This is a genomic window from Pseudomonas putida (assembly GCA_041879295.1).
GTDB classification, from domain to species: Bacteria; Pseudomonadota; Gammaproteobacteria; order Pseudomonadales; family Pseudomonadaceae; genus Aquipseudomonas; species Aquipseudomonas putida_Y.
This window is the reverse complement of sequence record CP047152.1, coordinates 2,413,977-2,437,441: the sequence shown is the minus strand read 5'-3', so window position 1 is coordinate 2,437,441 and position 23,465 is coordinate 2,413,977. Positions and strand designations below refer to the sequence as shown.

Sequence of the window (23,465 nt, the reverse complement as noted above, 5' to 3'; positions counted from 1 at the left end):
TGCCGGTAACGGCGGCAAGGAGTGGGTATGTCCCGGGCTTTTTTCAATGAAATGTACGAAGCGGACGGCAACTGCCGCCCGCATTACCAGGAGTTCGCCCGCTGGCTGGCCAACACCCCGCTGGAGTTGCTGGAACAGCGTCGGCGCGAGGCCGACCTGCTGTTTCACCGCGCTGGCATCACCTTCACCCTGTATGGCGACAAGCAGGATACCGAGCGCCTGATCCCTTTCGATATCATCCCGCGCAGCATCCGCGCCAGCGAGTGGCGCACGGTCGAGCGTGGCTGCATTCAACGGGTACAGGCGCTGAACCTGTTCCTGCAGGACATCTACCATGACCAGCGCATCCTCAAGGCCGGCATCATCCCGCCAGAGCAAGTGCTGGCCAACGAGGGCTACCAGATCGCCATGCAGGGCCTGGACCTGCACCGTGGGCTGTATGCGCATATTGCCGGTGTCGACCTGGTACGTGACGGCGATGGCAGCTATTTCGTGCTGGAAGACAACCTGCGCACCCCCAGCGGCGTCAGCTACATGCTCGAAGACCGCAAGATGATGATGCGCCTGTTCCCCGAACTGTTTGCCGCCCAGCGTATCGCGCCCATCGACCACTACCCCAACCTGCTGCTGGACACGCTCAAGAGCGCCAGCCCCTTGGACAACCCCACCGCGGTGCTGCTCACGCCCGGCCGTTTCAACAGCGCCTATTTCGAGCATGCCTTCCTGGCCCGGGAAATGGGCATCGAGCTGGTCGAAGGCGCCGACCTGTTCGTGCGTGATGAGCATGTCTACATGCGCACCACGGCCGGCCCCCAGCAGGTGGACGTGATCTATCGCCGCCTGGACGACGACTACCTCGACCCGCTGTCCTTCAACCCTGATTCGATGCTGGGCGTGCCGGGGCTGGTCTCGGTTTACCGCGCCGGCAATGTGGTGCTGGCCAACGCCGTCGGCACTGGCGTGGCCGATGACAAATCCATCTACCCCTATGTCGACGACATGATCCGCTTTTACCTGAGCGAAGAGCCCATCCTGAACAACGTGCCGACCTGGCAGTGCCGCAAGCCGGCGGAGCTGTCCCATGTACTGGCCCACCTGCCCGAACTGGTGGTCAAGGAAACCCAGGGCTCCGGCGGCTATGGCATGCTGGTCGGGCCTGCGTCGACCAAAGCCCAGATCGAGGACTTCCGCGGGCGCATCAAAGCCCGCCCGCACGCTTATATCGCTCAACCGACGCTGTGCCTGTCAACCTGCCCGACTTTCGTCGACAGCGGCATCGCACCGCGTCACATCGACCTGCGCCCGTTCGTGCTGTCGGGCAGTGAAACCCGCCTGGTGCCCGGTGGCCTGACGCGCGTGGCGCTCAAGGAAGGCTCGCTGGTGGTCAACTCGTCGCAAGGCGGCGGTACCAAGGACACCTGGGTGGTGGAGGACTGAGCCATGCTTTCGCGAACCGCTTCCGACCTGTACTGGATGTCCCGCTACCTGGAACGTGCAGAAAACCTCGCGCGCATGCTCGAGGTCAGCTACTCGCTATCGCTGATGCCCCAGGCCGGGCGCAGCGACGGCCATACCGAACTGGCAATGTCGCTGATGGCCTCGGGCATGCTGGACGACTACCTGCGTCGGCACAATGAACTCGACACCGAGCGCATGCTGCACTTCTTCGCCCTCGACGCCACCAACCCCAGCAGCATCTATTGCTGCCTGCAGGCCGCCAGGACCAATGCCCATGCAGTACGCGGCCGTATCACCGCCGACATGTGGGAGAACATCAACGCCACCTGGATCGAAATGCGCAACATTGCCAGCAATGGCCTTGGTCGCTATGGCATCAGCCAGTTCTGCGACTGGGTCAAGGAACGATCGCACCTGTTCCGCGGTGCGACCTCCGGCACCATCATGCGCAACGATGCCTACAGCTTCATTCGCCTGGGGACCTTCCTGGAGCGGGCGGACAACACCCTGCGCCTGCTCGATTCGCGCTATGAAATGTTCGGCGAGGCCTCCGAAGAGGTCAGCGACGACTCCGCCCGCGGCTATTACCAATGGAGCGCCCTGCTGCGCGCGCTGACCTCGTATGAGGCCTTCAACGAGCTCTATCGCGCCGCGCCCAGTGCCCGGCCGGTGTCCGAACTGCTGCTGTTGCGGGTAGACGTGCCGCGCTCGCTACATGCCTGCATCGAGGAACTGGACCTGATCCTGGCGGGCCTGCCGGGCAGTACCGGGCGTGCCGCCCAGCGCATGGCCGCCGAACTGAATGCGCGCCTGCGCTACACCGCAATCGACGAAATCCTCGATGCCGGGTTGCACCCCTGGCTGAGCGACTTCATTGGCCGCATCAACCAACTGGGCCAGGCCGTCCATCACTCCTACCTGGAGGTTGTATGAAACTGTCCATTCGCCACGACACGACCTATAGCTACGCCAGCGACGTGTGCAACAGTATCCAGTTCCTGCGCCTGACACCGCGCAGCAGCGAACGCCAACGTATCAATCAATGGCAACTGGACCTGCCCTGCAAGGTGAAGGGCCAGATCGACCCTTATGGCAACATCCTGCACGTGCTGACACTCGACAAACCCCATGGCCACCTGGCGCTTACCGCACACGGCCAGGTCGAGATCGACCCGGATTGCGAACACGAAACCGAGAGCCAGTCGCCCCTGCCGTTCCTGCGCGGCAGCCACCTGACGCAGGCCGACGACACCCTGATTGCTTTCGCCGCCCGGCAATGTGGCAGTCACCGCGACCGGGCAGCGCTGATCGGGCTGATGCAAGGCCTGGCCGAGCACATGCCCTACAGCCCTGGGGCCACGTCGGTGGGCACCACGGCCATCGAAGCCTTCAGCGGTGGCGCGGGCGTGTGTCAGGACCACACCCACGCCTTCCTGGCCTGCGCACGCAGCCTGGGGGTGCCGGCACGCTATGTGTCCGGCTATCTGTGCACCGAGGATGAACAACACCTGGCCAGCCACGCCTGGGCCGAAGCCTGGGTCGACGATGCCTGGTACAGCTTCGACATTACCAACCGCCTGACCCGGCCAGAGCGTCACCTGAAGCTGGCGGTGGGCCTGGACTACCTCGACGCCTGTCCGGTCAGGGGCGTACGCCGCGGCGGCGGCGCCGAATCGATGCAGGCCAGTGTCCACGTGCATCGCCAGTGACAGGCTGGCTTCAGACCGGTCTTGCCGCGCGAGTGCGGCAAGACCCTTTCACACGCAACGCAAGGGAAACCGCATGACTTACTGTGTCGCCATGCACCTGGAGGACGGGCTTGTCTTCATCAGCGACTCACGCACCAACGCCGGCATCGACCAGATCTCCACGTTTACCAAGTTGTTCGTCTTCAGCGTGCCGGGCGAGCGGCTGATCGTGCTGCAGACCGCCGGCAACCTGGCGACCTCGCAGTCGGTGATCAACCTGCTGCAGCAACGCACCCAGGGCAACGGCCCCCACCTGCTGAACGTTGCCACGCTGTACGATGCAACGGTGCTGGTCGCCGACACCCTGCGCGAGGTGGTCAGAAGAGACCGCAGCAAGCTCACGGCCGATATCGACCTCAGCAGTTCATTCATCGTCGGCGGCCAGATAGCCGGCGGCCCCATGGCCATCTACAACGTGTATGCGCAAGGCAATTTCTTTCAGGCCACGCCGGACACCCCGTTTCTGCAACTGGGTGAAAGCAAGTACGGCAGGCCAATACTCGACCGCAACCTGGATTACCGCACGCCGCTCGATGAAGCGCTGCGCTGCGGTCTGATTTCGTTCGACTCCACCATCCGCAGCAACCTGTCGGTGGGCATGCCGCTGGACTTGCTGGTGTACCGTGATAACAGCCTGGAAAGCATGACGCGCAAGCGCATTACCAGCGACGATGCCTATTACCAGCAGATTCGCAGGCAGTGGAGCGACGGCTTGAAAACCCTCCTGGCCGAACTGCCAGCGCCGCCTTATGGCTGAACAAGCAAACGGTTCAGATCCTTTGCCTGTACCGGCCCCTTCGCGGGCTTGCCCGCTCCCACAGGTACTGCGCAAGCCTTTAAGGCTGGGATGTCCTGTGGGAAAGGTCGAGCCCGCGAAGGGGCCGGTACAGGCAACACCTCAGTAAAGCCAATGTGTAATGTTCGAGACTCCGTGGGTTATCCTGCCCCTTCCCCCTGTCACGAGACTGCTGCAGGCGGACAACAGACTGCCTGCAGGTGAAATCATGATTCACGGAAAAACCCTGGAAGCCTGGCAACAAAGCCATCCGATCATCGCCGATCTGGTTGCCCTGAAGCAGACCAGCTGGTTCAACCCGGGTATCGCCAAGGCTGCAGAAGCCCTGCACGATGTGGGCCTGACGGCTGCTGACGTGCAAGCGGCCAGCGCGCGGCTGCAGCGGTTCGCGCCTTACCTGGCCACTGTGTTCCCCGAAACAGCCGCTGCCGGCGGGGTCATCGAGTCGCCTGTCATCCCGCTGCCACAGCTGCGCCGGGTGCTTGTCGAAGAAGGATCACTGCAGAACGCAGGCAACCTGTGGCTCAAGGCGGACAGTGACTTGCCCATCTCCGGCTCGATCAAGGCCCGGGGCGGTATCCATGAAGTGCTCAAGCACGCCGAGGACCTGGCCCTGGCGGCCGGCTTGATCACGCCAACGGATGACTACACCCAACTGGCGAGCGACCAGGCCCGCGCATTTTTCAGTCAGCACACGATCGCCGTGGGTTCGACCGGTAACCTGGGGCTGTCGATTGGCATCATGAGCGCCAAGCTGGGTTTTAAGGTGAGCGTGCACATGTCCTCCGACGCCCGGCAATGGAAGAAGGACAAGCTGCGGGCCAACGGCGTGTCAGTGGTAGAACACGCGTGCGACTACAGCGTAGCGGTCGAGCAGGGTCGCCAGCAGGCGGCCTCAGACCCCAGTTGTTATTTTGTCGACGACGAAAACTCCCCACAGCTGTTTCTCGGCTATGCCGTCGCCGCCGAACGGTTGGCACGGCAACTCGACCAGGCTGGCATTCAGGTGAACGCAGACCATCCGTTGTTCGTGTATCTGCCCTGCGGCGTAGGGGGCGGCCCGGGCGGTGTCGCATTCGGGCTGAAGCTGATGTTCGGCGATGCGGTGCACTGCGTCTTTGCCGAACCCACCCACTCCCCCTGCATGCTGCTGGGTGTCTATACCGGCCTGCATGATGAAACCAACGTGCAGGACTTCGGCATCGACAACATCACCGCCGCAGACGGCCTGGCGGTCGGGCGCCCATCTGGGTTTGTCGGCAAAGCCATGCAGCGGCTGATCGATGGTTACTACACCGTGACCGACGAAGAGCTGTACCGCTTGATGGTCATCGCCCATGAGCAGGACAAGGTCAAACTGGAGCCCTCTGCCCTGGCCGGCGTACCGGGTATGCTACGGGTGCTGCAAGCCGACGAGTACCTGGCCCGCCAACGCTTCACCCCAGCCCGGCTGCGACAGGCCACCCACCTCGTCTGGGGAACGGGGGGCAGCATGGTGCCGGAAGAAGAGTTCAACGCTTATCTGGCCAAAGGGCGCAGCGAGCAGGCAAACGTGTAACCGAAGCGCCGGTTCGCAGCGCCGTTGCAGTGCTTCAGGCCATCAGCAAGGAATGCCCGCCAGCGGCCACACAGGTGCTGGCGTCGCTTTGACCATATTGCGTTTTCGCGCCCACTGGGTCAGTGCGGCCATCAGGGCAAAGCCAAGCAGGATCATCACCGGATAGGCCAACAGCAACTCGGTCAGCGAATACTTCCAGGCCAGTGGCCGACCGACGCCCAGCATCGCTGCATATAACCAGGAAACACCTGACAGTGCACCAGAAAACAGCGCAAACATCCGCACGCCTATATTCAGGTCAAGCAAAGAACCGGCCTTGAGCAAGGCAGGTAATACATAACGATGCAACAACATGCCATTAAAGGTCAGGAGCAAGACAATAATGACTTTTGCGTGAAGTTTGGGATTGGCGAAATAACTCATGCCCTTTTCAAGATAATCGATACCAATGACCGCAGCACCGGTAAGCCACAAGAATATCAAGGCATTGGCAACGGACGCCTGCAATCGCGCCATGTGCTTACCGTCATGGCTGGCCTGTTGATGCCCCTTCAACAAGGCCCTGACCATCTCGGCATCGCTGGTAAAGACCAGGCCGATGGCGATACAACAGGCCAGTAAATGAACATAAATGACCGACAGCCGCACCAGTTCCATGGATTCTTTCTGCCCGAACAGGCTAATAATTGTATTAAACTCCACGTCGAATTCTCCACGTAATGCATCAGCGCTAGATGGCCTTGCAACGAACATGCGTACGACTTGATCGCACTAGGAAGACCAAATTCATATCGTTAATTGAAACATCGAATGGTTACTCAATTGCACACAGTGGCTCAACCGTTGAGCCTCGGTTGGGCATGGCGTTACTCCATCGTCAGAGGTAAAAATGCCCCGTGTGCATCCCTGCGATTCAGATCAAGTTGAACGTCCATTACGTTCTGGGGAGAGGTGCGAAGTGCGCTGCTTGAAGCACACACTTGCTGGCAAATATGAGCGACCCACGGGTAAATCGTTCATTTCTTGAGCAAAAGCACCGACCAGCGGTATTTAAAGTCGTATTAGTTAGTTTACTAACTGCTTGCAAGCTGACCGAATGGTAAGTTTTAAAGGCCCGTGGATCCAAACTTCGCGACAGGCCATTTAAGTGCTCTATTTCGCCGACTGGTGAACGACTACCCGGTCAATGCACCAGGAGCAACTGGCTCAACACCGCCCGCAATTTCCCGGGTTTCACAGGTTTGTTCAGTAGCGGCGCCCCTAGCTTCTGCAAGCCACGCCGGCACTGATCGCTGCGGTCTGCGGTAATGATCACTGCCGGTATGGCAGTCGCAAAATGCTCACGCAGGTACCTCACCACCTCGCAACCCACCACGCCATGGTCCAGGTGGTAGTCGGCCAGGATCAGTTCCGGGGCTCGCCCCTGCAACGCCAGCAAGGCGCCCTCCTGGTCGGTAGCCGTAACCACTTCGCACCCCCACTGCCCCAACAGCGCGCCCATGCTCTCGAGTATGCTCACTTCGTTGTCCAGCACCAGCAGGCGGCGGCCCGGCAGCGGATTACCGGCGCTGGGCAGCGGCACAGCCTGATGAACAGCCAGCGGCACTTCTTTGCCAAGAGGTACCTCGATGCTGAACACCGAGCCACGCCCCGGCCACGAGCGCACTTCGATCCGGTAACCGAGAATCTTGGCGATCCGTTCAACGATGGCCAGCCCCAGGCCAACACCCTTGCGATCGGCAGCACGGCCAACGTCCAGCTGGTTGAACTCGAGAAAAATGGCCTGCAGCCGATCCTGCGCGATGCCTCGCCCGGTATCCCACACCTCCAGCCGCAACTGGCCGCCGCGGCGCCTCGCCCCGAGCAGGATCCGCCCCTCGTCGGTGTACCGGCAAGCGTTGCTGAGGAAGTTGCGCAGAATGCGCGTCAGCAGCCGCAAGTCAGTGCTGATGGCGTAATCGGCTATGCGTGCATGCAGCTTCAGGCCTGCAGCATCGGCCACCGAGCTGAACTCCGAGACCAGCGGCGCGAACACCTCGTCCAGGCGGTACACAGCCACGTCCGGCCTGACGGCAGCCTGGTCGAGCCGGGAAATGTCCAGCAGGTCGGTCAGCAGGTCTTCCGCGCCCTCCAGGGCCTGGTGGGTACGCTCCACCAGCACATGCTCGGCCTCTGGTAATGGCCGCTCGCGCAAGGTCGAGATCAGCAAGCGCGCGGCGTTCAACGGCTGCAGCAGGTCATGGCTGGCGGCAGCGAGGTATTTGTCCTTGCTGCGGTTGGCGGCTTCGGCGGCATCACGGGCCTCAAGCAATTCATCGGTACGCGCAGCGACCCGTTGCTCCAGTTCGTCATTGAGCTGTTGCAGGCGTTGCTGGGCCAGCTTGCGTTCGGTGATGTCGGCAACGAACCCCTCCACCAGCCCTTCATGGCCGGGTTTTAGCAGCAGGTTCATCAGCACATCGAGATGGCTGCCGTCCTTGCGCCGCAAACGGGTTTCGTAGCCGTGCAGGCTGTGCTCACGGGCGAGCACCGCCGTGATCGCCTGCAACTCCTTGGCACCGCCATCAAACAGGTTGGCGGCCAGGTCAGTCAGGGAAAAAAGCACCGCTTGCGGGTCGTCGTAGCCAAGCATGCGGGCCAGCGCCGGGTTGGCGGCGCGCATGCCGTCCTGAAGGCTGGCCTGGAAAATCCCGTGCACGGCGTTTTCGAACAGCCATTTGTAACGGTTGCGTTCGGCCTCCAGCTCGTCCAGGCGGGCGGACAGCTCCGGATAATGGCTTTTGCGCGCCGAGTGGTCACCCAGCCCCAGCAGCCCGGCCAACGCCCGCTGCTGCTCGTCAGAGGGCCTCGCCATAGACGACCTCGACATCACGCTGGCTCGACGCACGGGGGTTGGTGAGGATGCACGGATCGTCCATCGCGTGTTGCGACAGGAACGGGATATCGGACGTGCGCACCCCATGCAGGCCCAGGGTTTCATGGAAGCCAATGGCATGTTTCAGGGCAGTCAAGTGCTCCACCAGGCGCCCACAGATCTGCCGGTGATTGAGACCACGGCAGTCGATCCCGAACACCTCGGCGATCACCTTGAAACGCTCCGGCGCCGAGCTGTAGTTGAACGCCACCACATGTTCCACCAGCACCGCGTTGCACAAGCCATGGGGCAAGTCGAGGAAACCGCCCAGGCTGTGCGACATGGCGTGCACTGCGCCCAGGATCGCATTGGAGAACGCCAGCCCCGCCTGCATGCTGCCGAGCATGATCTTCTCGCGCAGCGCAATATCGGTGGGGTTGGCGATCATCTCCACCAGGTTGCCATTGATCAGGCGCATGGCTTCCAGCGCATGGGGGTCGGTCAACGGCCCGTGGCCGGTAGACACGAAGGCCTCGATGGCATGCACCAACGCATCGATGCCGGTGCAGGCCGACAGGAACGGGTCCATGCTCAGGGTGGTCTGCGGGTCGATCAGCGACACGTCCGGCACCACCGCCTTGCTGACGATGGAGAACTTCATGCGTTCCTGCTGGTTGGATATGATCACGAACTGCGACACGTCCGCCGAGGTGCCGGCGGTGGTCGGGATCAGGATCAGCGGCGGGCTGGGCACGCGGATCATGTCCACGCCTTCGAATTCGAGGATGCTGCGTCCATGGGCCACCACGATACCGATGGCCTTGCCGCAATCCATCGGGCTGCCGCCGCCAACGGCGACGATCACGTCACAGTGGTTCTGCCGATAGATTTCGGCGCCGAGCATCACCTCTTCGACCCGCGGGTTGGGTGACACGGCGGTGTACAGGCAATAGTCGATGCCCTGGGCCTGCAGGCTGGCCTCCACATCCGCCACCCAGCCGGCGGCGATCACGCCAGGGTCGCTGACCACCAGTACCTTGCGCGCACCGAAGGTTTTGGCGTAATTGGCCACATTGTGCCGGCAGCCGGCACCAAAGATGATTTCAGGCGATACGAACTTGCGAAGGGGGCTGAAACTCTGGCTCATCGGTAAGCCTGTTCTTATTGTTCTGGAAGATAAACGCCAGCGTAAAGCATCCCACCACGAAAGCAACCAGACCAAAGCGGGGCTACCGGTCATTCTATCCAGGATTTGGCGCGGGCCACCTCCAAAAATGCCAGCACGTCCTCTTCGAGCTCCGGTACATCGGGGAAGCGTTGTGCCAGGCGGTCGATGACCGTTGCCACGGTACTGTGGCCGTCCAGCAGCTCCAGGACCCAGCCGGCACTGGCATTGAGCTCGATGATGCCCCCGGCGTACAACAGCACGTGGCAACCCTTCTGTGGCGCCCAGTCCAGGCGCAAGCCTCGCCCCAAGGCAAGGGCTTGCTGGCGATCTATCAGGTTCACAGGCGCATACTCCAGGAGGATCCGGCCACCGTGGCGATGGCCGGGCCGTCATCAACGGTTGGCGAAATACATCGTCACTTCGAAGCCAATGCGCAGGTCGGTATAGGCGGGTTTAGTCCACATAGGGCAAGTCCTCTTCTTGTGCCGGAGGATTCCGGTAGAAGCATTAATGCACGGGGGTGGACCGGACCGAATGCTACTTTGGAACGAGCTTGCGGGGTGCGTTGGTACGGGTAGGCCATGCATGTGCCGGCCCTTTTGCGGGCTCGCCCGCACCCACAGGTTCTTCACCGGTTCTGGAACCAGCGGTGAACCTGTGGGAGCGGGCGAGCCCGCGAAGGCCGCGACGCGGTCTAGAAGAAGCCCAGCGGATTGATGTCGTAGCTCACCAGCAGGTTCTTGGTCTGCTGATAGTGGTCGAGCATCATCTTGTGGGTTTCGCGGCCAACACCGGACTTCTTGTACCCCCCGAACGCCGCATGCGCCGGGTACAGGTGGTAGCAGTTGGTCCACACTCGCCCGGCCTTGATCCGGCGTCCCATGCGATAGGCGCGGTTGATGTCGCGGGTCCACAGGCCGGCGCCCAGGCCGAATTCACTGTCGTTGGCGATAGCCAGCGCTTCGGCTTCGTCCTTGAAGGTGGTCACGCCCACCACCGGCCCGAAGATTTCTTCCTGGAACACGCGCATCTTGTTGTTGCCCTTGAGTAGGGTTGGCTGAATGTAGTAACCGCTGGCCAGGTCACCCTGTAGCCGCTCGGCACCACCGCCGGTGAGCAACTGCGCGCCCTCCTCCCGGGCAATCTCCAGGTACGAAAGGATCTTGTCGTACTGTTGCTCGGACGCCTGGGCACCCACCATGGTTTCGGTATCCAGCGGGTTGCCGCGGGTGATCTTGGCGATCTTCTTCATCACCTCGGCCATGAACGGTTCGTAGATCGACTCCTGGATCAGCGCCCGTGACGGGCAGGTACACACCTCGCCCTGGTTGAAGAACGCCAGCACCAGGCCTTCGGCAGCCTTCTCGATGAACGCCGGCTCGGCCTGCATGATGTCTTCGAAGAAGATGTTCGGCGACTTGCCACCCAGTTCGACGGTGGACGGGATAATGTTCTCGGCCGCGCACTTCATGATGTGCGAGCCCACCGGGGTGGACCCGGTGAAAGCGATCTTGGCGATGCGCTTGCTGGTGGCCAGCGCTTCGCCGGCCTCACGGCCAAAGCCCTGGACGATGTTCAGTACGCCTGCCGGCAACAGGTCGGCGATCAGTTCGGCAAAGACGGTAATCGACAGCGGCGTCTGCTCCGCGGGCTTGAGCACCACGCAGTTGCCAGCGGCCAAGGCCGGGGCGAGCTTCCAGGCGGCCATAAGCAGCGGGAAGTTCCACGGGATGATCTGCCCCACCACACCCAGCGGCTCGTGGATGTGATAAGCCACGGTGCCTTCGTTGATCTCACCTACGCCACCTTCCTGGGCACGGATGCAACCGGCAAAATAGCGAAAGTGGTCCGCTGCCAGCGGCACGTCGGCATTCAAGGTTTCGCGTACGGCCTTGCCGTTGTCCCAGCTTTCGGTAACCGCCAGCACTTCCAGGTTCTGTTCGATGCGGTCGGCAATTTTGAGCAGTACCAGGGCGCGGTCTTGCACCGAGGTCTTGCCCCAGGCTTCGGCGGCGGCATGCGCGGCGTCCAGGGCGCGGTCTACGTCCTGGGCCGTGGAGCGCGGGAATTCGGCAATCGGCTGGCCATTGACCGGCGAGCTGTTGGTGAAGTACTGGCCAGCCAACGGCTGCACGAACTCGCCATTGATGAAGTTGCCATAACGGGGTTTGAAGGATACGACGGCGCCTGGAGTTCCGGGTTGTGCGTAGATCATGCTGAGCCTCTGCGGGTCGGTGCCTGTCCCACGACAGGCGATGCACCGATGGTAAGAAGCCCCGCGTGCCGGGCGAATGCATCGTTGGCAGCGGGGCTCTCGTCATTTGGTAGTAGGGCCGCTTGTCACCGGATCAGCGGCGGCAAGCGGCAGTAGGCAGGCGTTAGGGCTTGGTGCTCGCTGTTTGCTGCAACTGCTTGGGCAACTTGAAGGTCCAGAGCATGCCGCCCTGGTTGAAGTCCTTGACCCGTTTGGCCACTTCGCCACCCCACAGCGGCACCGCGCCGCCCCAGCCGGAGACCACCGAAACGTACTGCTCGCCGTCCATTTCCCAGGTGATGGGCGAGCCCAGCACGCCTGACCCGGTCTGGAATTCCCAGACCTTGTCGCCGGTCTTGGCATTGAATGCCTGCAGGAAGCCCTCTGGCGTACCCGTGAACACCAGGTTGCCCTTGGTGGTCAGCACGCCGCCCCACAGCGGCGCGTAGTTCTTGTGGCGCCACACTTCCTTGCCGCTGATCGGGTCGATGGCGCGCAGCACGCCGATGTAGTCTTCGTTGAGCGGCTTGATGGTGAAGCCGGCACCGAGGAACGCCGCGCCCTTTTTGTAGGCGATGCCTTCGTTCCAGATGTCCATGCCCCACTCGTTGGACGGCACGTAGAACAGCCCTGTGTCCTTGTTGTAGGCCATCGGCATCCAGTTCTTGGCGCCGAGGAAGGCCGGGGCGACGAACACCGAGCTGCCCTTGGCCTCGCTGCCTGGTGCGCCCGGGCGGCTGGCGTCGTTGTAGATCGGCCGGCCGTCCTTGTCCAGGCCCGTGGCCCAGGTGATCTTGTCAACGAACGGGAAGCCGCGGATGAACTTGCCGTTGGTACGATCGAGCACGTAGAAGAAACCGTTGCGGTCCGCCGTGGCGGCAGCCTTGACCTCCTTGCCGCCGTCCTTGTAGTTGAACGAGATCAGCTCGTTGACGCCGTCGAAGTCCCAGCCGTCATGCGGCGTGCTCTGGAAGTGCCACTTGATGGTGCCGTCGTCCGGGTTCAGCGCCAGGCGTGAGGAAGAGTACAGGTTGTCACCGGGGCGCAGGTGCGAGTTCCACGGGGCCGGGTTGCCGGTACCGAACAGGATCAGGTTGGTTTCCGGGTCGTAGTAACCGCCCAGCCAAGGCGCAGCGCCGCCGGTCTTCCACAGGTCGCCAGGCCAGGTCTTGCCCGCCTCACCGCCGGAAATGCCGTTCTCGATCGCCTTGCCGTCCTTGTACACATAGCCCATGTGCCCTTCCACGGTGGGGCGCATCCACAGCAGCTCGCCGTTCTCCGGGTTGTACGCCTGGATCTTGCCCACCACGCCGAACTCGCCGCCGGCAACGCCTGTAATCAACTTGCCATTGACAATCATCGGCGCGGCGCTGATGGAGTAGCCTTCTTTGTGGTCGGCGACCTTCTTGCTCCAGACCACCTTGCCGGTGTCCTTGTTCAGGGCCACCAGCTTGGCGTCCAGCGTGCCGAAGAACACCAGGTTGCCGTACAGCGCGACGCCGCGGTTGATCACGTCGCAGCAGGGGCGGATGTCATCCGGCAGACGTGCATCGTATTGCCACAGTTTCTTGCCGGTGCGGGCGTCCACGGCGAACACCCGCGAGTAGGAGCCGGTCAGGTACATCACCCCGTCCTTGATCAGCGGCTGGGCCTGTTGGCCGCGCTGCTTCTCGCCGCCAAAGGAGAACGCCCAGACCGGGCGCAGTTCCTTGACGTTATTGACATTGAGCATATCCAGCGGGCTGTAGCGCTGGCCCTGCACGCCCAGGCCATTGGTCACGATCTGCTGGGGGTTCTTCGGGTCCTGGAGGATGTCTTCATTGCTGACAGCGGCGTGAGCCGCGCCGGCAAGCAGCATGGCGCTGAGCACCAGGCTCACGGCGAACAAGGGGCGACGTGGGGATCGGGTCATGACGGCTACCTTTGGTTTTTTTGTTGTGCCCGGGAAAATTTCCCGGTGTGTCGGGAATTCTTGGTCCCGACCCGATTGCCAACAATTGCCCGCAGTGCGGAGTTTTCTAGTTCCTTGGTAGGGGCCTGAGCGATGGGTGGGTGCAGACACAGAGCGCTGTGTGGGCGGCACGGGGGCTGACAGGCACAAACAATGTCATAGCAAGCGCCGTAACTGCTGGCGCTCATACCGGGGGTACAGGTGACTGACACTGCGGATCAGCTCATAACGCGTCAGGCTGATCCCGGCAAACCGTTCAGGAATGGGGCTGCGGATCATCTCGGCCATGTCGTCACCGCGCGCCGCGCCATCACGCATCAGGCCATCGAGCCAGCCCAGGTAGTCACGCATCTGCACGAACGGCTGCGCATCACTGGCCACCGGGCCATGCCCGGGTACCAGCTGCTTCCAAGGCAGTGCCTGCAGGGTATCCAGGTCCTTGAGCCACACGTCCAGCCCTGGGCTGTTAGGCGTGGTCAGGGCGCGTTGGTAGAACACCAGGTCACCGGCGAACAGTACGCCGGTCTTTTCATCGAAAATCGCCAGGTCGGCCCCCGTGTGCCCGCCCAGCCCCAGCAACCTCAGGCGGTGCCCACCCACCTCATGCACACCCGGCTGCAACACCCGGGTCGGCAGTACCACTTCGGTACCGCGCATCCAGTCGCCAACCAGGCGATACATGTTCTCGGCCATGGCATCGCCCTGCTGGCGCAGCAGGTCGCGGGTGCCGGCCAGGGCACCGATCGGCACATCGGCAAAGGCCTGGTTGCCCAGTACATGGTCAGGATGATGATGGGTCAACAGCACTTCCACTACCGGCTTGTCGGTGAGGGTGGCAATTGCCTTGCGCAACGCCTCGCCATAGCCCTTCGACGGCCCGCTGTCGATCACCACCACACCGCTGTCGGTGACGATGAACGCGGTGTTGACCACATTGCCGCCATTGGCCTTGGCGAAATTGTCGGTGCTGCCTTCCAGCAACCAGGTGCCCTCGGCGATCTGCCGCGGTGTGAGCCGGTACGCCAGATCAGCCTGGGCTGGCAGCCCCAGGCACAGCAGCAACAGCAGGATCCAACGCATGACAGTGCCTCGGGTCAGGGGGGGAATCAGACAACGCGCTCAGGGCAGCGCCGCCTCGAACTGGTTGCCGCTGTTGTCCCGCAGCAGCAGCCGGGTTGGACCAGGGCCCTGAATGTCAAAGCCAAGGTTGGGGTTTTCGCTGACCGCCGGGTACAGCTCCAGGCTGGCTAGGCGCTGGCCATCTGCACCTTGCAACTCGGCATGGTTGAGAAAGAATTCAGGAATGCCACTGACCAGGCCGTTATCCATCGGGTGGGCCACCTGCAGGCGCAGGCGGCTGCTGTCACCACGCGGGTAGCGCCCGCCCAGCACCTCACCGAGGTGCTCCTCCCAGCCGGGCTGGGTGCGCACCACGCTGGGTGCGGTACAACCGCCGCCGGCAGCATCGATCAGGGTAGAACCGACGTGCCACAGGCCATCGCGTGTCAGTACGGCGGCGCGCAACGGTGTGGCCTGTTCGATGCGGATGCGGATCGACAACCAGGGCAACACGCGCTCGCCGGGCTGAAAGTCGACGATGCGCGGCAGAGGGTTCAGCTCTGCCCAGGCGATTATCCGCACCACCTCGCCTGTGAACGCCCGGGCGTCGATCTCCAGCGGCACCTGCCGTGCATCCTCGGCAAAGGGTGGCGCCAGAAGCTTCACACGGTCATCGAACACGAATGCAGCCTGGGCCAGCAACTGCTTGTGGTAGAAGTCCCACATCACGGAAGGCACCGGGTCTGTGGAGGTGCCTTGTGTCGCTGCCTGGGCGGCCCAGGGCATCCAGCAGGCCAGCAGGAAAGTTGCTCGCCAGTTCATGGCCACTCCTATTGGTACATCTCCGGGACCTCGTAACGCAGGCCGTATGCGGCATACATCGCCTTGAGCCGGCCATCGCGAATCATCTCCTCCATGGCCTCCTCCACCGCGTAGGCCAGCTGCCGGTTGCTTTCATGCACGGCCATGCCGATTTCCCAAGCCTGTTTACCGAGGTTTGGGTAGGCGTTTTCTGCCAAGGCCAGTTGTGGGTCGGCGGCCTGGTGCAGCTGCCAGTCAACCTCGCCGCGCATCGCCATCACAGCGTCTACCTGGCCGGCCTGCATCGCAGCAAATGCCTGCTGCACGCTGGGGTAATGGTGGGTCCTGGCGCTAAGCATGCCGTTGAACACCGACGTCAGGTAAAACGACGGCACGCTGTCCACCTCGACCCCGACAGGATGCTGCTGGAATACCGCGACACTGGCCACCGACGGCAGGCGACGGCGATCGTAGGCCACCTGCCAACGCTCCTCCTGATAGGGGCCGAACATCACCACCTGGGCGTTTTCCAGCTCCCCCAGCTCGTTGCGCCGCTGCGCGTAGGCGCGATCGTAAGGCACCCGCATCATCAGGTCGGCCAATTGCTGATGACGCAGCGGGCTGCCACGCCAGATGTAGTCGCGCAGGTCATCGTCGAGCTTTTCTCCGGGTGGCGCCCAGATCAGTTGCAGGCGTACCCCCAAGGCCGTGGCCAGGGCCTGCGCCAGCTCCACATCGACACCACGCGGCTGGCCGTGGTCCTGAAAACTGTAGGGGGCGAAATCCTTGTACACCGCCACCTTGAGCTCGCCGGCAGCGATGATCGCGTCATAGTTGCGCACCTGCGCCTGGGCCGCCGCGCAACACAGCAGCAGGCCACTCAACAGCACCGCCCACAGACGCATGGCCGTCACTCCTCGACGTGCACGCTGTCGAGGTAGGTGCGCACCGCCCACAGGGCTTCCTGACTGAGGTAATCGGCCATCTTCGGCATGTACACGCGGCCGTCGCGAACCGCGCCGTGGCGCACCCGCTCGACGAACCATTCATCGCCAGCATCACCTGCATCGAGCATGCGCAAGTCAGGGGCGATACCACCAGACTTGGCCTCCAGGCCATGACAGGCGGCGCAGTTCTGGTTGTAGGCCGAGGCGCCGATTTCCACGGCCTTGTCGTGCTCGGGTGAGCTGCGGTACGGGTTGACCGCCGCCCAGCCGTCGTCGTCCAGGCTCACGCCAGCGTCCTTGATCGGGGTCAGGCCCTTGGTCTCCACTGCCTGGGGCACCACGTTGCCATGGGCCCAGGCTGTACCGGTCAGCACAGATGCGGCCAGCAACCCAGCAGCAAGCAACACATTGCATTTTGTTGTCATTGTTATGCCCTCACCATTGCACACAAGGCCTCAACCACAGAGGCCGTGCCGCCATCTTAGAAACACCCTGCGGGCGACCGAATGCTGCTTTGGTGGCCGGGCCGTCATCCCTTGGTAGTAGGGCTTGTGGCGAAGGGCCAATTGAGGTGCCGTGCGGGAACTTTTCCCGGCAAGGGCGGGACTTTTTCCGTATCCCGCGATAGCCGCTGCGCCCCACCCTGTGCAGGCCAAAACCTCCACTGGGAACTGCAACCATGACAATAAGATCGCTACCCGCCCTTTCCCCGCTGGCCCTGAGCGTGCGCGTCCTGCTGATGGCCGGTAGCCTGGCCCTGGGCAATGTGGCAACAGCGGCCAGCACACCCGCTGCACCTGCCGGCAAGAACGTCACCTGGGAAGACATCGCCAATGACCACCTGACCACCCGGGACGTGCTGCAGTACGGCATGGGCACCAATGCCCAGCGCTGGAGCCCGCTGGCCCAGGTCAATGACAAGAACGTGTTCAAGCTGACCCCGGCCTGGTCCTACTCCTTCGGCGACGAGAAGCAGCGCGGCCAGGAATCCCAGGCCATCGTCAGCGATGGCGTGGTCTACGTCACCGGCTCGTACTCACGGGTATTCGCCCTCGATGCCAAGACCGGCAAACGCCTGTGGACCTACAACCACCGCCTGCCCGACAACATTCGTCCCTGCTGCGACGTGGTCAACCGCGGGGCGGCGATCTACGGCGACAAGATCTACTTTGGCACCCTCGATGCGCGTGTCATCGCCCTCGACAAGCGCACCGGCAAAGTGGTGTGGAACAAGAAGTTCGGCGACCACAGCGCCGGCTACACCATGACCGGTGCGCCAGTGCTGATCAAGGACAAGACCAGCGGCAAGGTGCTGCTGATCCACGGCAGCTCCGGCGATGAATTCGGCGTGGTCGGCCAGCTGTTCGCACGCGACCCGGACACCGGCGAAGAAGTGTGGATGCGGCCCTTCGTCGAGGGCCACATGGGCCGCCTGAACGGCAAGGACAGCACCCCGACCGGTGACGTCAAGGCGCCGTCCTGGCCAGACGACCCTACCACCGAAACCGGCAAGGTCGAAGCCTGGAGCCACGGCGGCGGAGCCCCTTGGCAAAGCGCGAGCTTCGACCCCGAAACCAACACCATCATTGTCGGCGCTGGCAACCCCGGCCCTTGGAATACCTGGGCGCGCACGTCGAAAGACGGCAACCCGCATGACTTCGACAGCCTGTACACCTCCGGCCAGGTCGGCGTCGACCCGAGTACCGGCGAGGTCAAGTGGTTCTACCAGCACACCCCCAACGATGCCTGGGACTTCTCCGGCAACAACGAGCTGGTGCTGTTCGACTACAAGGACAAGAACGGCAACGTGGTCAAGGCCACCGCCCACGCCGACCGCAACGGCTTCTTCTATGTGGTCGACCGCAACAACGGCAAGCTGCAGAACGCCTTCCCCTTCGTCGACAACATCACCTGGGCCAGCCATATCGACCTGAAGACCGGCCGCCCGGTGGAAAACCCCGGCCAACGCCCGGCCAAGCCGCTGCCGGGTGAAACCAAGGGCAAGCCGGTGGAAGTCTCGCCACCGTTCCTGGGCGGCAAGAACTGGAACCCCATGGCCTACAGCCAGGACACCGGGCTGTTCTACATCCCCGGCAACCAGTGGAAAGAGGAATACTGGACCGAGGAAGTGAACTACAAGAAGGGCTCGGCTTACCTGGGCATGGGCTTCCGCATCAAGCGCATGTACGACGACCACGTCGGCACGTTGCGCGCCATGGACCCGTCCACCGGCAAACTGGTGTGGGAACACAAGGAGCACCTGCCGCTGTGGGCCGGGGTGCTGGCAACCAAGGGCAACCTGGTATTCACCGGCACGGGCGACGGCTTCTTCAAGGCCTTCGACGCCAAGACGGGCAAAGAGCTGTGGAAGTTCCAGACTGGCAGCGGCATCGTCTCGCCGCCCATCACCTGGGAGCAGGACGGCGAGCAGTACATCGGCGTGACCGTGGGCTACGGCGGTGCGGTACCGCTGTGGGGCGGCGACATGGCCGAGCTGACCAAACCGGTGGCTCAGGGTGGTTCGTTCTGGGTGTTCAAGATCCCGAGCTGGGACAACAAGACTGCACAGCGTTGACCTGCAGCGGGGAGCGGCTTGCGCCCCTCCCCGCTTCTGCCCTTCTCCTGCCCAGAGGCTTTCGCCATGAATTACCTGCCCTTTACCTTGCTGCTGGCGCTATCCCCCGCCCTGGCAGTAAACGCCGACGACGCCGGCAACGATGCCCCCTTGACCATCAACGGCTGCGTGATTGCCGAAGCCAGCCAGTGCCCGGGGGCCAACCTGCGCGGCGCCAAGCTGGCCAACCAGGACCTGCGCAAGATGAACCTGGCCGGTGCCGACCTGCGCGATGCCGACCTGCGCCATGCCCAGCTGGACCTGGCAAACCTGGAAAAAGCCCGCCTGCAAGGGGCCAACCTGACCCGCGCCAGCTTGCAACAGAGCAATCTGCGCCTGGCCGACCTGAGCAACAGCAGGCTGGTGGCCATTCAAGGCTGGGGCTTGTTCGCCCAGGGTGCACAGTTTGAAAAGGCCGACCTGCGTGCAGCCTACCTGCAGTTCGCCAGGCTGTCCGGGGCAAAGCTGCAGCGGGCCAACTTGCAGGCGGCGGACCTGGAGATGGCCTGGTTGAGCAAGGCTGACCTGCAAGAGGCCAACCTGGGCGATGCCAACCTGCAGGAGGCCAAGTTTGGCCAGAGTAACCTGGCACGCGCCGATTTGCGCGGGGCGCGGCAGCATTACGGGAATTTTCAGGAGGCCAACATGGAGGGGTGCAAGGGGTGCCCTGAAACCTGGGACGAATGAGCGAAGGGTTCGCCTTGGCAGGTTCGGCGCCTGTGAAATCGAGCGCCGCCCGCGCGGCGCATCGCGAGCTGTGCTCGCTCCTACATTTGTTTCGGGCCAGTTATTCCTGTGGGATTTGCGCGCGAGCGCCTGGGTGCATGGCTCGACATCGCGTCGGACGAACAAGGCGGTCGCGCGCGCTGGCACAGACGATAATGGCCCGAAACAAATGTAGGAGCGAGCACAGCTCGCGATGCGCCGCGCGGGCGGCGCTCGATCTCACAGGCGCCGAACCTTCAAAACCAGAACACTTACCTCACCCCGCCACCCGCACCACCCCCAGGTCAATCCCCAGATGCACCAGCTCGGCATGCGAACTGACCTGCAACTTGCTCTTGAGCAAGGTCAGGTGGTTGGACACGGTCTTGGCACTGATACACAACTGCTCGGCAATCACCCGCGCCGGGGTACCCTTGGCCAGCATCGTGAATATCTCCAGTTCGCGCTGGGTCATGCGCTGCAACCGCGGGTCACTGGTGCTTTGCTGTGACAGGCAAGCCAGCTGGGTGGCCAGGGGCTGCTCGATGTAGGCATGCCCGGCCAACACCCGCTGCACCGCCTCGATCAGCACCTCGGGCGCAGAGTTCTTGGTCAGGTAGCCCGAAGCCCCCGCATCCAGCGCCTGGCGCACCAGCGGCAGCTCGTCGTGCATGCTGAAAAACAGCACCCGCAACTGCGGCAGGCGCTGGCGCAGGCGACGGGTGGTTTCCAGGCCACTGATACCGGGCAGGCCAAAGTCCATGATCACCAGATTGGGTACCTGCTCCTGGACCCTGGCCAGCGCCTCTTCACCACTGGCAGCTTCGCGCACCTGCACCAATGGCAGCACCGCCCGCAGCAGGCTGGCGTAGCCCTGGCGGACCACGGCGTGGTCATCGACCAACACGATATTCATCACACCTCCTCGGGAATGTTAAGGGCCAGCGCCCAGCCACCGCCCGGGCGGCTGAAAATGCGTAGCTCGCCCCCAAGGCTGCGGGCGCGCTCGGCCATCGAGTGCAGGCCTACCCCTGGGCGCTGGGGCTGGTGGGCGCCGCAGCCGTTGTCGCGAATGAACAGGCGCAAGCCCTTGGTACTGCGCTGCAGGCGTACCCGCACCTGGCTGGCACCGGCATGCCGGGCGACGTTGGTCAGGGCCTCCTGCAACAAGCGGTACAAATGCGTTCTGCTCGGCCCAGTCAGCGCCGGCAAGTGCTCGCCAACCCGCAGCCGGCATTCGATACCCTGGCTGGCCTGCCACTGGCCCACCAACAGCCCGAAGGCCTCGGCCAGCGGCATGTAGTGCAGCGCCACCGGATACAAGTTGTGCACCAGCGCGCGAAAACCTTGCTGCAGGCGCTCGCAGTTGAGTTCAAGGGCCTGCGCCGTCTGCGTCACCACCTCTGGCTGTTCGGCCACCATACGCAGCAGGCATAGCTGGGCACGCATGCCTGCCAGATATTGCCCCAGATCATCGTGCAGGGTCTGCGCCAGTTGGGTACGCTCCTGCTCCTGCACTGCCAGCAGGGTCTGGGTCAGCTGGGCATTGTCGGCCTGAGCCTGCTCCAGGGTTGCGGCCATGCGGTTGAAGTGTTTCGCCAACTGGCGCGCTTCCGGCAGGCCGGCCTCGCGCAGGCGTGCCGTCAATCGCCCGCCCGAGACCTGGTGCAAGGCGCCCAGCAGCTCATCCAGCAGGCGCATGGCCCGCCGCACCGCCCAGCGGATGGTCAACAAGCTCAGCAACAACGCCAGGCCACAAACGCCAAGCAGTTGTTGCAGGGAGTCCCAGACTTCATCGATTTCATCCCGCGCATCCACGGCAATCAACACGCGGCGGCCATCACTCAAGTCCAGCAGCCGGCTGCTGTGGTAGCGCTCGCCGAACAACTGGCGGCCGAGCCAGGCATCGATACCGGCTTCTTGCGGCAGCCTTGGCACCTCACCCGCTGCCAGCCAATGCACCCGCACATGGCGCAGGCTCTTGGTCAAACTGGGCTGCAGGTTTGCCGGGTCGCGTTCGGCGGTGTCGCCCAGGTACGCCACCACGGCTTCGGCTGACTGCAACTCACGCTCGACGTCGGCCACCGCCTGGTGCAACAGCACCCCGGCACAAGCCAGCGTGACCAAGGCGAAGCATAACGTGACCCAGAGGTTGACTCGCCACAGGGCCGACAGGTTGACAAGGCGCACAAGCGGTTCTCCTCAGGCCGTTGTGGACCATCGTAAAACTGCGGCCCCCGCACTGAATTACTACCTTGGTACCGGCCGAGCGCTACTTTCTGCATATTTCCCCCTCCCGGCGGGCTTCCTATGCTGGCGCCATCTGCCGTGGAGTGTGTTATGCGCCAGCCTGCCCACCTTGCCTTGACCTGCCTGCTGGCCTTGGCCGCAACACTGGCTGCCCCCCTGGCGCCCGCCGCTCAGGGCCAGGCCGCAGCCCCGCTGCACATACGCATCGGCTACCTGGGCTATCGCCCCGCCACTGGCCCGCTGCTGTCCAATGTCATCCCCGAACCCGGCGATGCCGGGCTACAAGGCGCCGAACTGGCCATTGTCGACAGCAACAGCACCGGGCGTTTCCTGAAGCAGCAATTTCAGCTGACCAGCGCCAACGTCGACAGCCCCGAGGCCCTGCTGCAAGCCGCCAGGGCTCAGCATGACCAAGGCCTGCGCCTGTTCGTGGTGAATGCCCCGGCCGCCAGCCTGCGCGCGCTGTCTGCCGCCCTGCCCGACAGCCTGTTGTTCAACGCCGGCAGCCCCGACGACAGCCTGCGCAGCAGCCAGTGCCTGGGCAATGTCCTGCACAGCCTGCCGAGCCGGGCCATGCTGGCCGATGCCTTGGCGCAGTTTCTGGTACTGCGCAAATGGCAACGGGCACTGCTGGTGGTCGGCCAGACCCCGGACGACCAGGCGTACGCCGCTGCCCTACGCCGGTCGGTGAAGCGTTTTGGCGTGCAACTGGTCGCGGAAAAAACCTGGACCTTCGATAACGACCAGCGCCGCAGCGCCCAGGCCGACATGCCGTTGTTCACCCAGACTGCCGAATACGACGTGGTGCTGGTGGCCGACGAGCGCGGTGACTTCGGCGAGTACCTGCCCTACCAGACGTGGTATCCGCGCCCGGTGGCCGGTACCCAGGGCCTGACCCCCACGGGTTGGCACAAGACGGTGGAAACCTTCGGGGCGGCGCAGTTGCAAAAACGCTTCGAGGCCCAGGCCGGGCGCTGGATGAATGACCGTGACTTCGCCGCCTGGATGGCTGTACGCAGTGTCGCCAGTGCGGCCAGCAAGCTGCGCCTGGCCGAACCTCGCGCGGTTCAGCAACTGCTGCTCAGCGAGCAGTTGCCGCTGGACGGCTTCAAGGGGCGCAAGCTCAGCTACCGCCCGTGGAACGGCGAACTGCGCCAGCCGATCCCGTTGGTTCAGCCCCGCGCCCTGGTCAGCACCTCGCCGCAGGAGGGCTTCCTGCATCCCTTCAACGAAATGGACAGCCTGGGCTATGACAAGCCCGAAGTGACGTGTAGCTACCCCTGACCCGACAACCACAACAAT

Annotated in this window: 21 protein-coding genes; 8 read left to right on the top strand and 13 right to left on the bottom strand. The window is 63.2% G+C overall.

Annotated elements, in window-relative coordinates; genetic code table 11:
* Positions 1 to 27 precede the first annotated feature (27 nt).
* The 5 genes from GST84_10960 (at position 28) to GST84_10940 (ending at position 5,560) form a co-directional block, all read left to right on the top strand.
* Positions 28 to 1,437, top strand: coding sequence for a circularly permuted type 2 ATP-grasp protein (locus GST84_10960; protein ID XGB12861.1), 1,410 nt, complete (start codon positions 28 to 30; stop codon positions 1,435 to 1,437).
* A gap of 3 nt (positions 1,438 to 1,440) precedes the next feature.
* Positions 1,441 to 2,391 carry a hypothetical protein gene (locus GST84_10955; GenBank protein XGB12860.1) on the top strand — a complete coding sequence of 317 codons (951 nt, stop codon included), beginning with the start codon at positions 1,441 to 1,443 and terminating at the stop codon, positions 2,389 to 2,391.
* Positions 2,388 to 3,167, top strand: coding sequence for a transglutaminase family protein (locus tag GST84_10950; GenBank protein ID XGB12859.1), 780 nt, complete (start codon positions 2,388 to 2,390; stop codon positions 3,165 to 3,167). Before GST84_10955 ends, GST84_10950 begins: the two co-directional genes overlap by 4 nt.
* Before the next feature lie 73 nt (positions 3,168 to 3,240).
* Positions 3,241 to 3,963 carry a peptidase gene (locus GST84_10945; GenBank protein XGB12858.1) on the top strand — a complete coding sequence of 241 codons (723 nt, stop codon included), beginning with the start codon at positions 3,241 to 3,243 and terminating at the stop codon, positions 3,961 to 3,963.
* 247 nt (positions 3,964 to 4,210) lie between these two features.
* Positions 4,211 to 5,560, top strand: a complete 1,350-nt coding sequence (locus GST84_10940; protein XGB12857.1) for a D-serine ammonia-lyase — start codon at positions 4,211 to 4,213, stop codon at positions 5,558 to 5,560.
* Between the two features lie 42 nt (positions 5,561 to 5,602).
* Here GST84_10940 and GST84_10935 read toward each other — a convergent pair whose 3' ends face one another.
* From GST84_10935 to pedF, 11 genes are all read right to left on the bottom strand, one after another.
* Positions 5,603 to 6,217, bottom strand: a complete 615-nt coding sequence (locus tag GST84_10935; GenBank protein XGB15746.1) for a hypothetical protein — start codon at positions 6,215 to 6,217, stop codon at positions 5,603 to 5,605.
* A gap of 526 nt (positions 6,218 to 6,743) precedes the next feature.
* A complete protein-coding gene (locus tag GST84_10930; GenBank protein XGB12856.1) occupies positions 6,744 to 8,414 on the bottom strand; it encodes a PAS domain S-box protein in 1,671 nt (556 codons plus the stop codon).
* The gene (locus GST84_10925) at positions 8,398 to 9,561 is read right to left on the bottom strand and encodes an iron-containing alcohol dehydrogenase (GenBank protein ID XGB12855.1); all 1,164 of its coding nucleotides are present in this window, start codon (positions 9,559 to 9,561) and stop codon (positions 8,398 to 8,400) included. Before GST84_10925 ends, GST84_10930 begins: the two co-directional genes overlap by 17 nt.
* A gap of 89 nt (positions 9,562 to 9,650) precedes the next feature.
* The gene (gene pqqD / locus GST84_10920; GenBank protein ID XGB12854.1) at positions 9,651 to 9,923 is read right to left on the bottom strand and encodes a pyrroloquinoline quinone biosynthesis peptide chaperone PqqD; all 273 of its coding nucleotides are present in this window, start codon (positions 9,921 to 9,923) and stop codon (positions 9,651 to 9,653) included.
* A 51-nt stretch (positions 9,924 to 9,974) separates the two neighbouring features.
* Positions 9,975 to 10,046, bottom strand: a complete 72-nt coding sequence (gene pqqA, locus GST84_10915) for a pyrroloquinoline quinone precursor peptide PqqA (protein XGB15745.1) — start codon at positions 10,044 to 10,046, stop codon at positions 9,975 to 9,977.
* A 230-nt stretch (positions 10,047 to 10,276) separates the two neighbouring features.
* Complete coding sequence (locus GST84_10910; protein ID XGB12853.1) at positions 10,277 to 11,797, bottom strand: aldehyde dehydrogenase family protein; 1,521 nt, start codon at positions 11,795 to 11,797, stop codon at positions 10,277 to 10,279.
* 163 nt (positions 11,798 to 11,960) lie between these two features.
* Positions 11,961 to 13,748: a PQQ-dependent dehydrogenase, methanol/ethanol family gene (locus GST84_10905; protein ID XGB12852.1), complete on the bottom strand. Its 1,788-nt coding sequence runs from the start codon at positions 13,746 to 13,748 to the stop codon at positions 11,961 to 11,963.
* 195 nt (positions 13,749 to 13,943) lie between these two features.
* Complete coding sequence (locus GST84_10900; GenBank protein XGB12851.1) at positions 13,944 to 14,867, bottom strand: quinoprotein relay system zinc metallohydrolase 1; 924 nt, start codon at positions 14,865 to 14,867, stop codon at positions 13,944 to 13,946.
* A gap of 39 nt (positions 14,868 to 14,906) precedes the next feature.
* Positions 14,907 to 15,668 (bottom strand): quinoprotein dehydrogenase-associated SoxYZ-like carrier, encoded by a 762-nt coding sequence (locus GST84_10895; GenBank protein XGB12850.1) that lies wholly within the window; start codon positions 15,666 to 15,668, stop codon positions 14,907 to 14,909.
* An 8-nt stretch (positions 15,669 to 15,676) separates the two neighbouring features.
* Positions 15,677 to 16,552, bottom strand: a complete 876-nt coding sequence (locus GST84_10890; GenBank protein ID XGB12849.1) for a transporter substrate-binding domain-containing protein — start codon at positions 16,550 to 16,552, stop codon at positions 15,677 to 15,679.
* Between the two features lie 5 nt (positions 16,553 to 16,557).
* Positions 16,558 to 17,019 carry a cytochrome c-550 PedF gene (pedF, locus tag GST84_10885; GenBank protein ID XGB12848.1) on the bottom strand — a complete coding sequence of 154 codons (462 nt, stop codon included), beginning with the start codon at positions 17,017 to 17,019 and terminating at the stop codon, positions 16,558 to 16,560.
* Between the two features lie 254 nt (positions 17,020 to 17,273).
* Here pedF and GST84_10880 point away from each other — a divergent pair, with 254 nt between their 5' ends.
* Positions 17,274 to 19,169, top strand: a complete 1,896-nt coding sequence (locus GST84_10880) for a PQQ-dependent dehydrogenase, methanol/ethanol family (protein ID XGB12847.1) — start codon at positions 17,274 to 17,276, stop codon at positions 19,167 to 19,169.
* A 66-nt stretch (positions 19,170 to 19,235) separates the two neighbouring features.
* Entirely contained in the window at positions 19,236 to 19,895 is a 660-nt protein-coding gene (locus GST84_10875; GenBank protein XGB12846.1) for a pentapeptide repeat-containing protein, read from the top strand.
* Between the two features lie 295 nt (positions 19,896 to 20,190).
* Here GST84_10875 and GST84_10870 read toward each other — a convergent pair whose 3' ends face one another.
* Both GST84_10870 and GST84_10865 read right to left on the bottom strand, forming a co-directional pair.
* Positions 20,191 to 20,829 (bottom strand): response regulator, encoded by a 639-nt coding sequence (locus tag GST84_10870; protein XGB12845.1) that lies wholly within the window; start codon positions 20,827 to 20,829, stop codon positions 20,191 to 20,193.
* Positions 20,829 to 22,103, bottom strand: coding sequence for a HAMP domain-containing protein (locus GST84_10865; protein XGB12844.1), 1,275 nt, complete (start codon positions 22,101 to 22,103; stop codon positions 20,829 to 20,831). Before GST84_10865 ends, GST84_10870 begins: the two co-directional genes overlap by 1 nt.
* Before the next feature lie 150 nt (positions 22,104 to 22,253).
* On the opposite strand from GST84_10865, the gene GST84_10860 reads away from it, so the two are divergent.
* Positions 22,254 to 23,447 carry an ABC transporter substrate-binding protein gene (locus tag GST84_10860; protein XGB12843.1) on the top strand — a complete coding sequence of 398 codons (1,194 nt, stop codon included), beginning with the start codon at positions 22,254 to 22,256 and terminating at the stop codon, positions 23,445 to 23,447.
* Positions 23,448 to 23,465: the final 18 nt, after the last annotated feature.

Coding starts and splice junctions, on each gene's coding strand:
- GST84_10900 (XGB12851.1), bottom strand. CDS start 14,867: ATGCGTTGGATCCTGCTGTTGCTGCTGTGCCTGGGGCTGCCAGCCCAG.
- GST84_10870 (XGB12845.1), bottom strand. CDS start 20,829: ATGAATATCGTGTTGGTCGATGACCACGCCGTGGTCCGCCAGGGCTAC.
- GST84_10950 (XGB12859.1), top strand. CDS start 2,388: ATGAAACTGTCCATTCGCCACGACACGACCTATAGCTACGCCAGCGAC.
- pedF (XGB12848.1), bottom strand. CDS start 17,019: ATGACAACAAAATGCAATGTGTTGCTTGCTGCTGGGTTGCTGGCCGCA.
- GST84_10935 (XGB15746.1), bottom strand. CDS start 6,217: ATGGAACTGGTGCGGCTGTCGGTCATTTATGTTCATTTACTGGCCTGT.
- GST84_10860 (XGB12843.1), top strand. CDS start 22,254: ATGCGCCAGCCTGCCCACCTTGCCTTGACCTGCCTGCTGGCCTTGGCC.
- GST84_10940 (XGB12857.1), top strand. CDS start 4,211: ATGATTCACGGAAAAACCCTGGAAGCCTGGCAACAAAGCCATCCGATC.
- GST84_10880 (XGB12847.1), top strand. CDS start 17,274: ATGACAATAAGATCGCTACCCGCCCTTTCCCCGCTGGCCCTGAGCGTG.
- GST84_10895 (XGB12850.1), bottom strand. CDS start 15,668: ATGAACTGGCGAGCAACTTTCCTGCTGGCCTGCTGGATGCCCTGGGCC.
- GST84_10930 (XGB12856.1), bottom strand. CDS start 8,414: ATGGCGAGGCCCTCTGACGAGCAGCAGCGGGCGTTGGCCGGGCTGCTG.
- GST84_10890 (XGB12849.1), bottom strand. CDS start 16,552: ATGCGTCTGTGGGCGGTGCTGTTGAGTGGCCTGCTGCTGTGTTGCGCG.
- GST84_10960 (XGB12861.1), top strand. CDS start 28: ATGTCCCGGGCTTTTTTCAATGAAATGTACGAAGCGGACGGCAACTGC.
- GST84_10875 (XGB12846.1), top strand. CDS start 19,236: ATGAATTACCTGCCCTTTACCTTGCTGCTGGCGCTATCCCCCGCCCTG.
- GST84_10925 (XGB12855.1), bottom strand. CDS start 9,561: ATGAGCCAGAGTTTCAGCCCCCTTCGCAAGTTCGTATCGCCTGAAATC.
- GST84_10945 (XGB12858.1), top strand. CDS start 3,241: ATGACTTACTGTGTCGCCATGCACCTGGAGGACGGGCTTGTCTTCATC.
- GST84_10955 (XGB12860.1), top strand. CDS start 1,441: ATGCTTTCGCGAACCGCTTCCGACCTGTACTGGATGTCCCGCTACCTG.
- GST84_10910 (XGB12853.1), bottom strand. CDS start 11,797: ATGATCTACGCACAACCCGGAACTCCAGGCGCCGTCGTATCCTTCAAA.
- GST84_10905 (XGB12852.1), bottom strand. CDS start 13,748: ATGACCCGATCCCCACGTCGCCCCTTGTTCGCCGTGAGCCTGGTGCTC.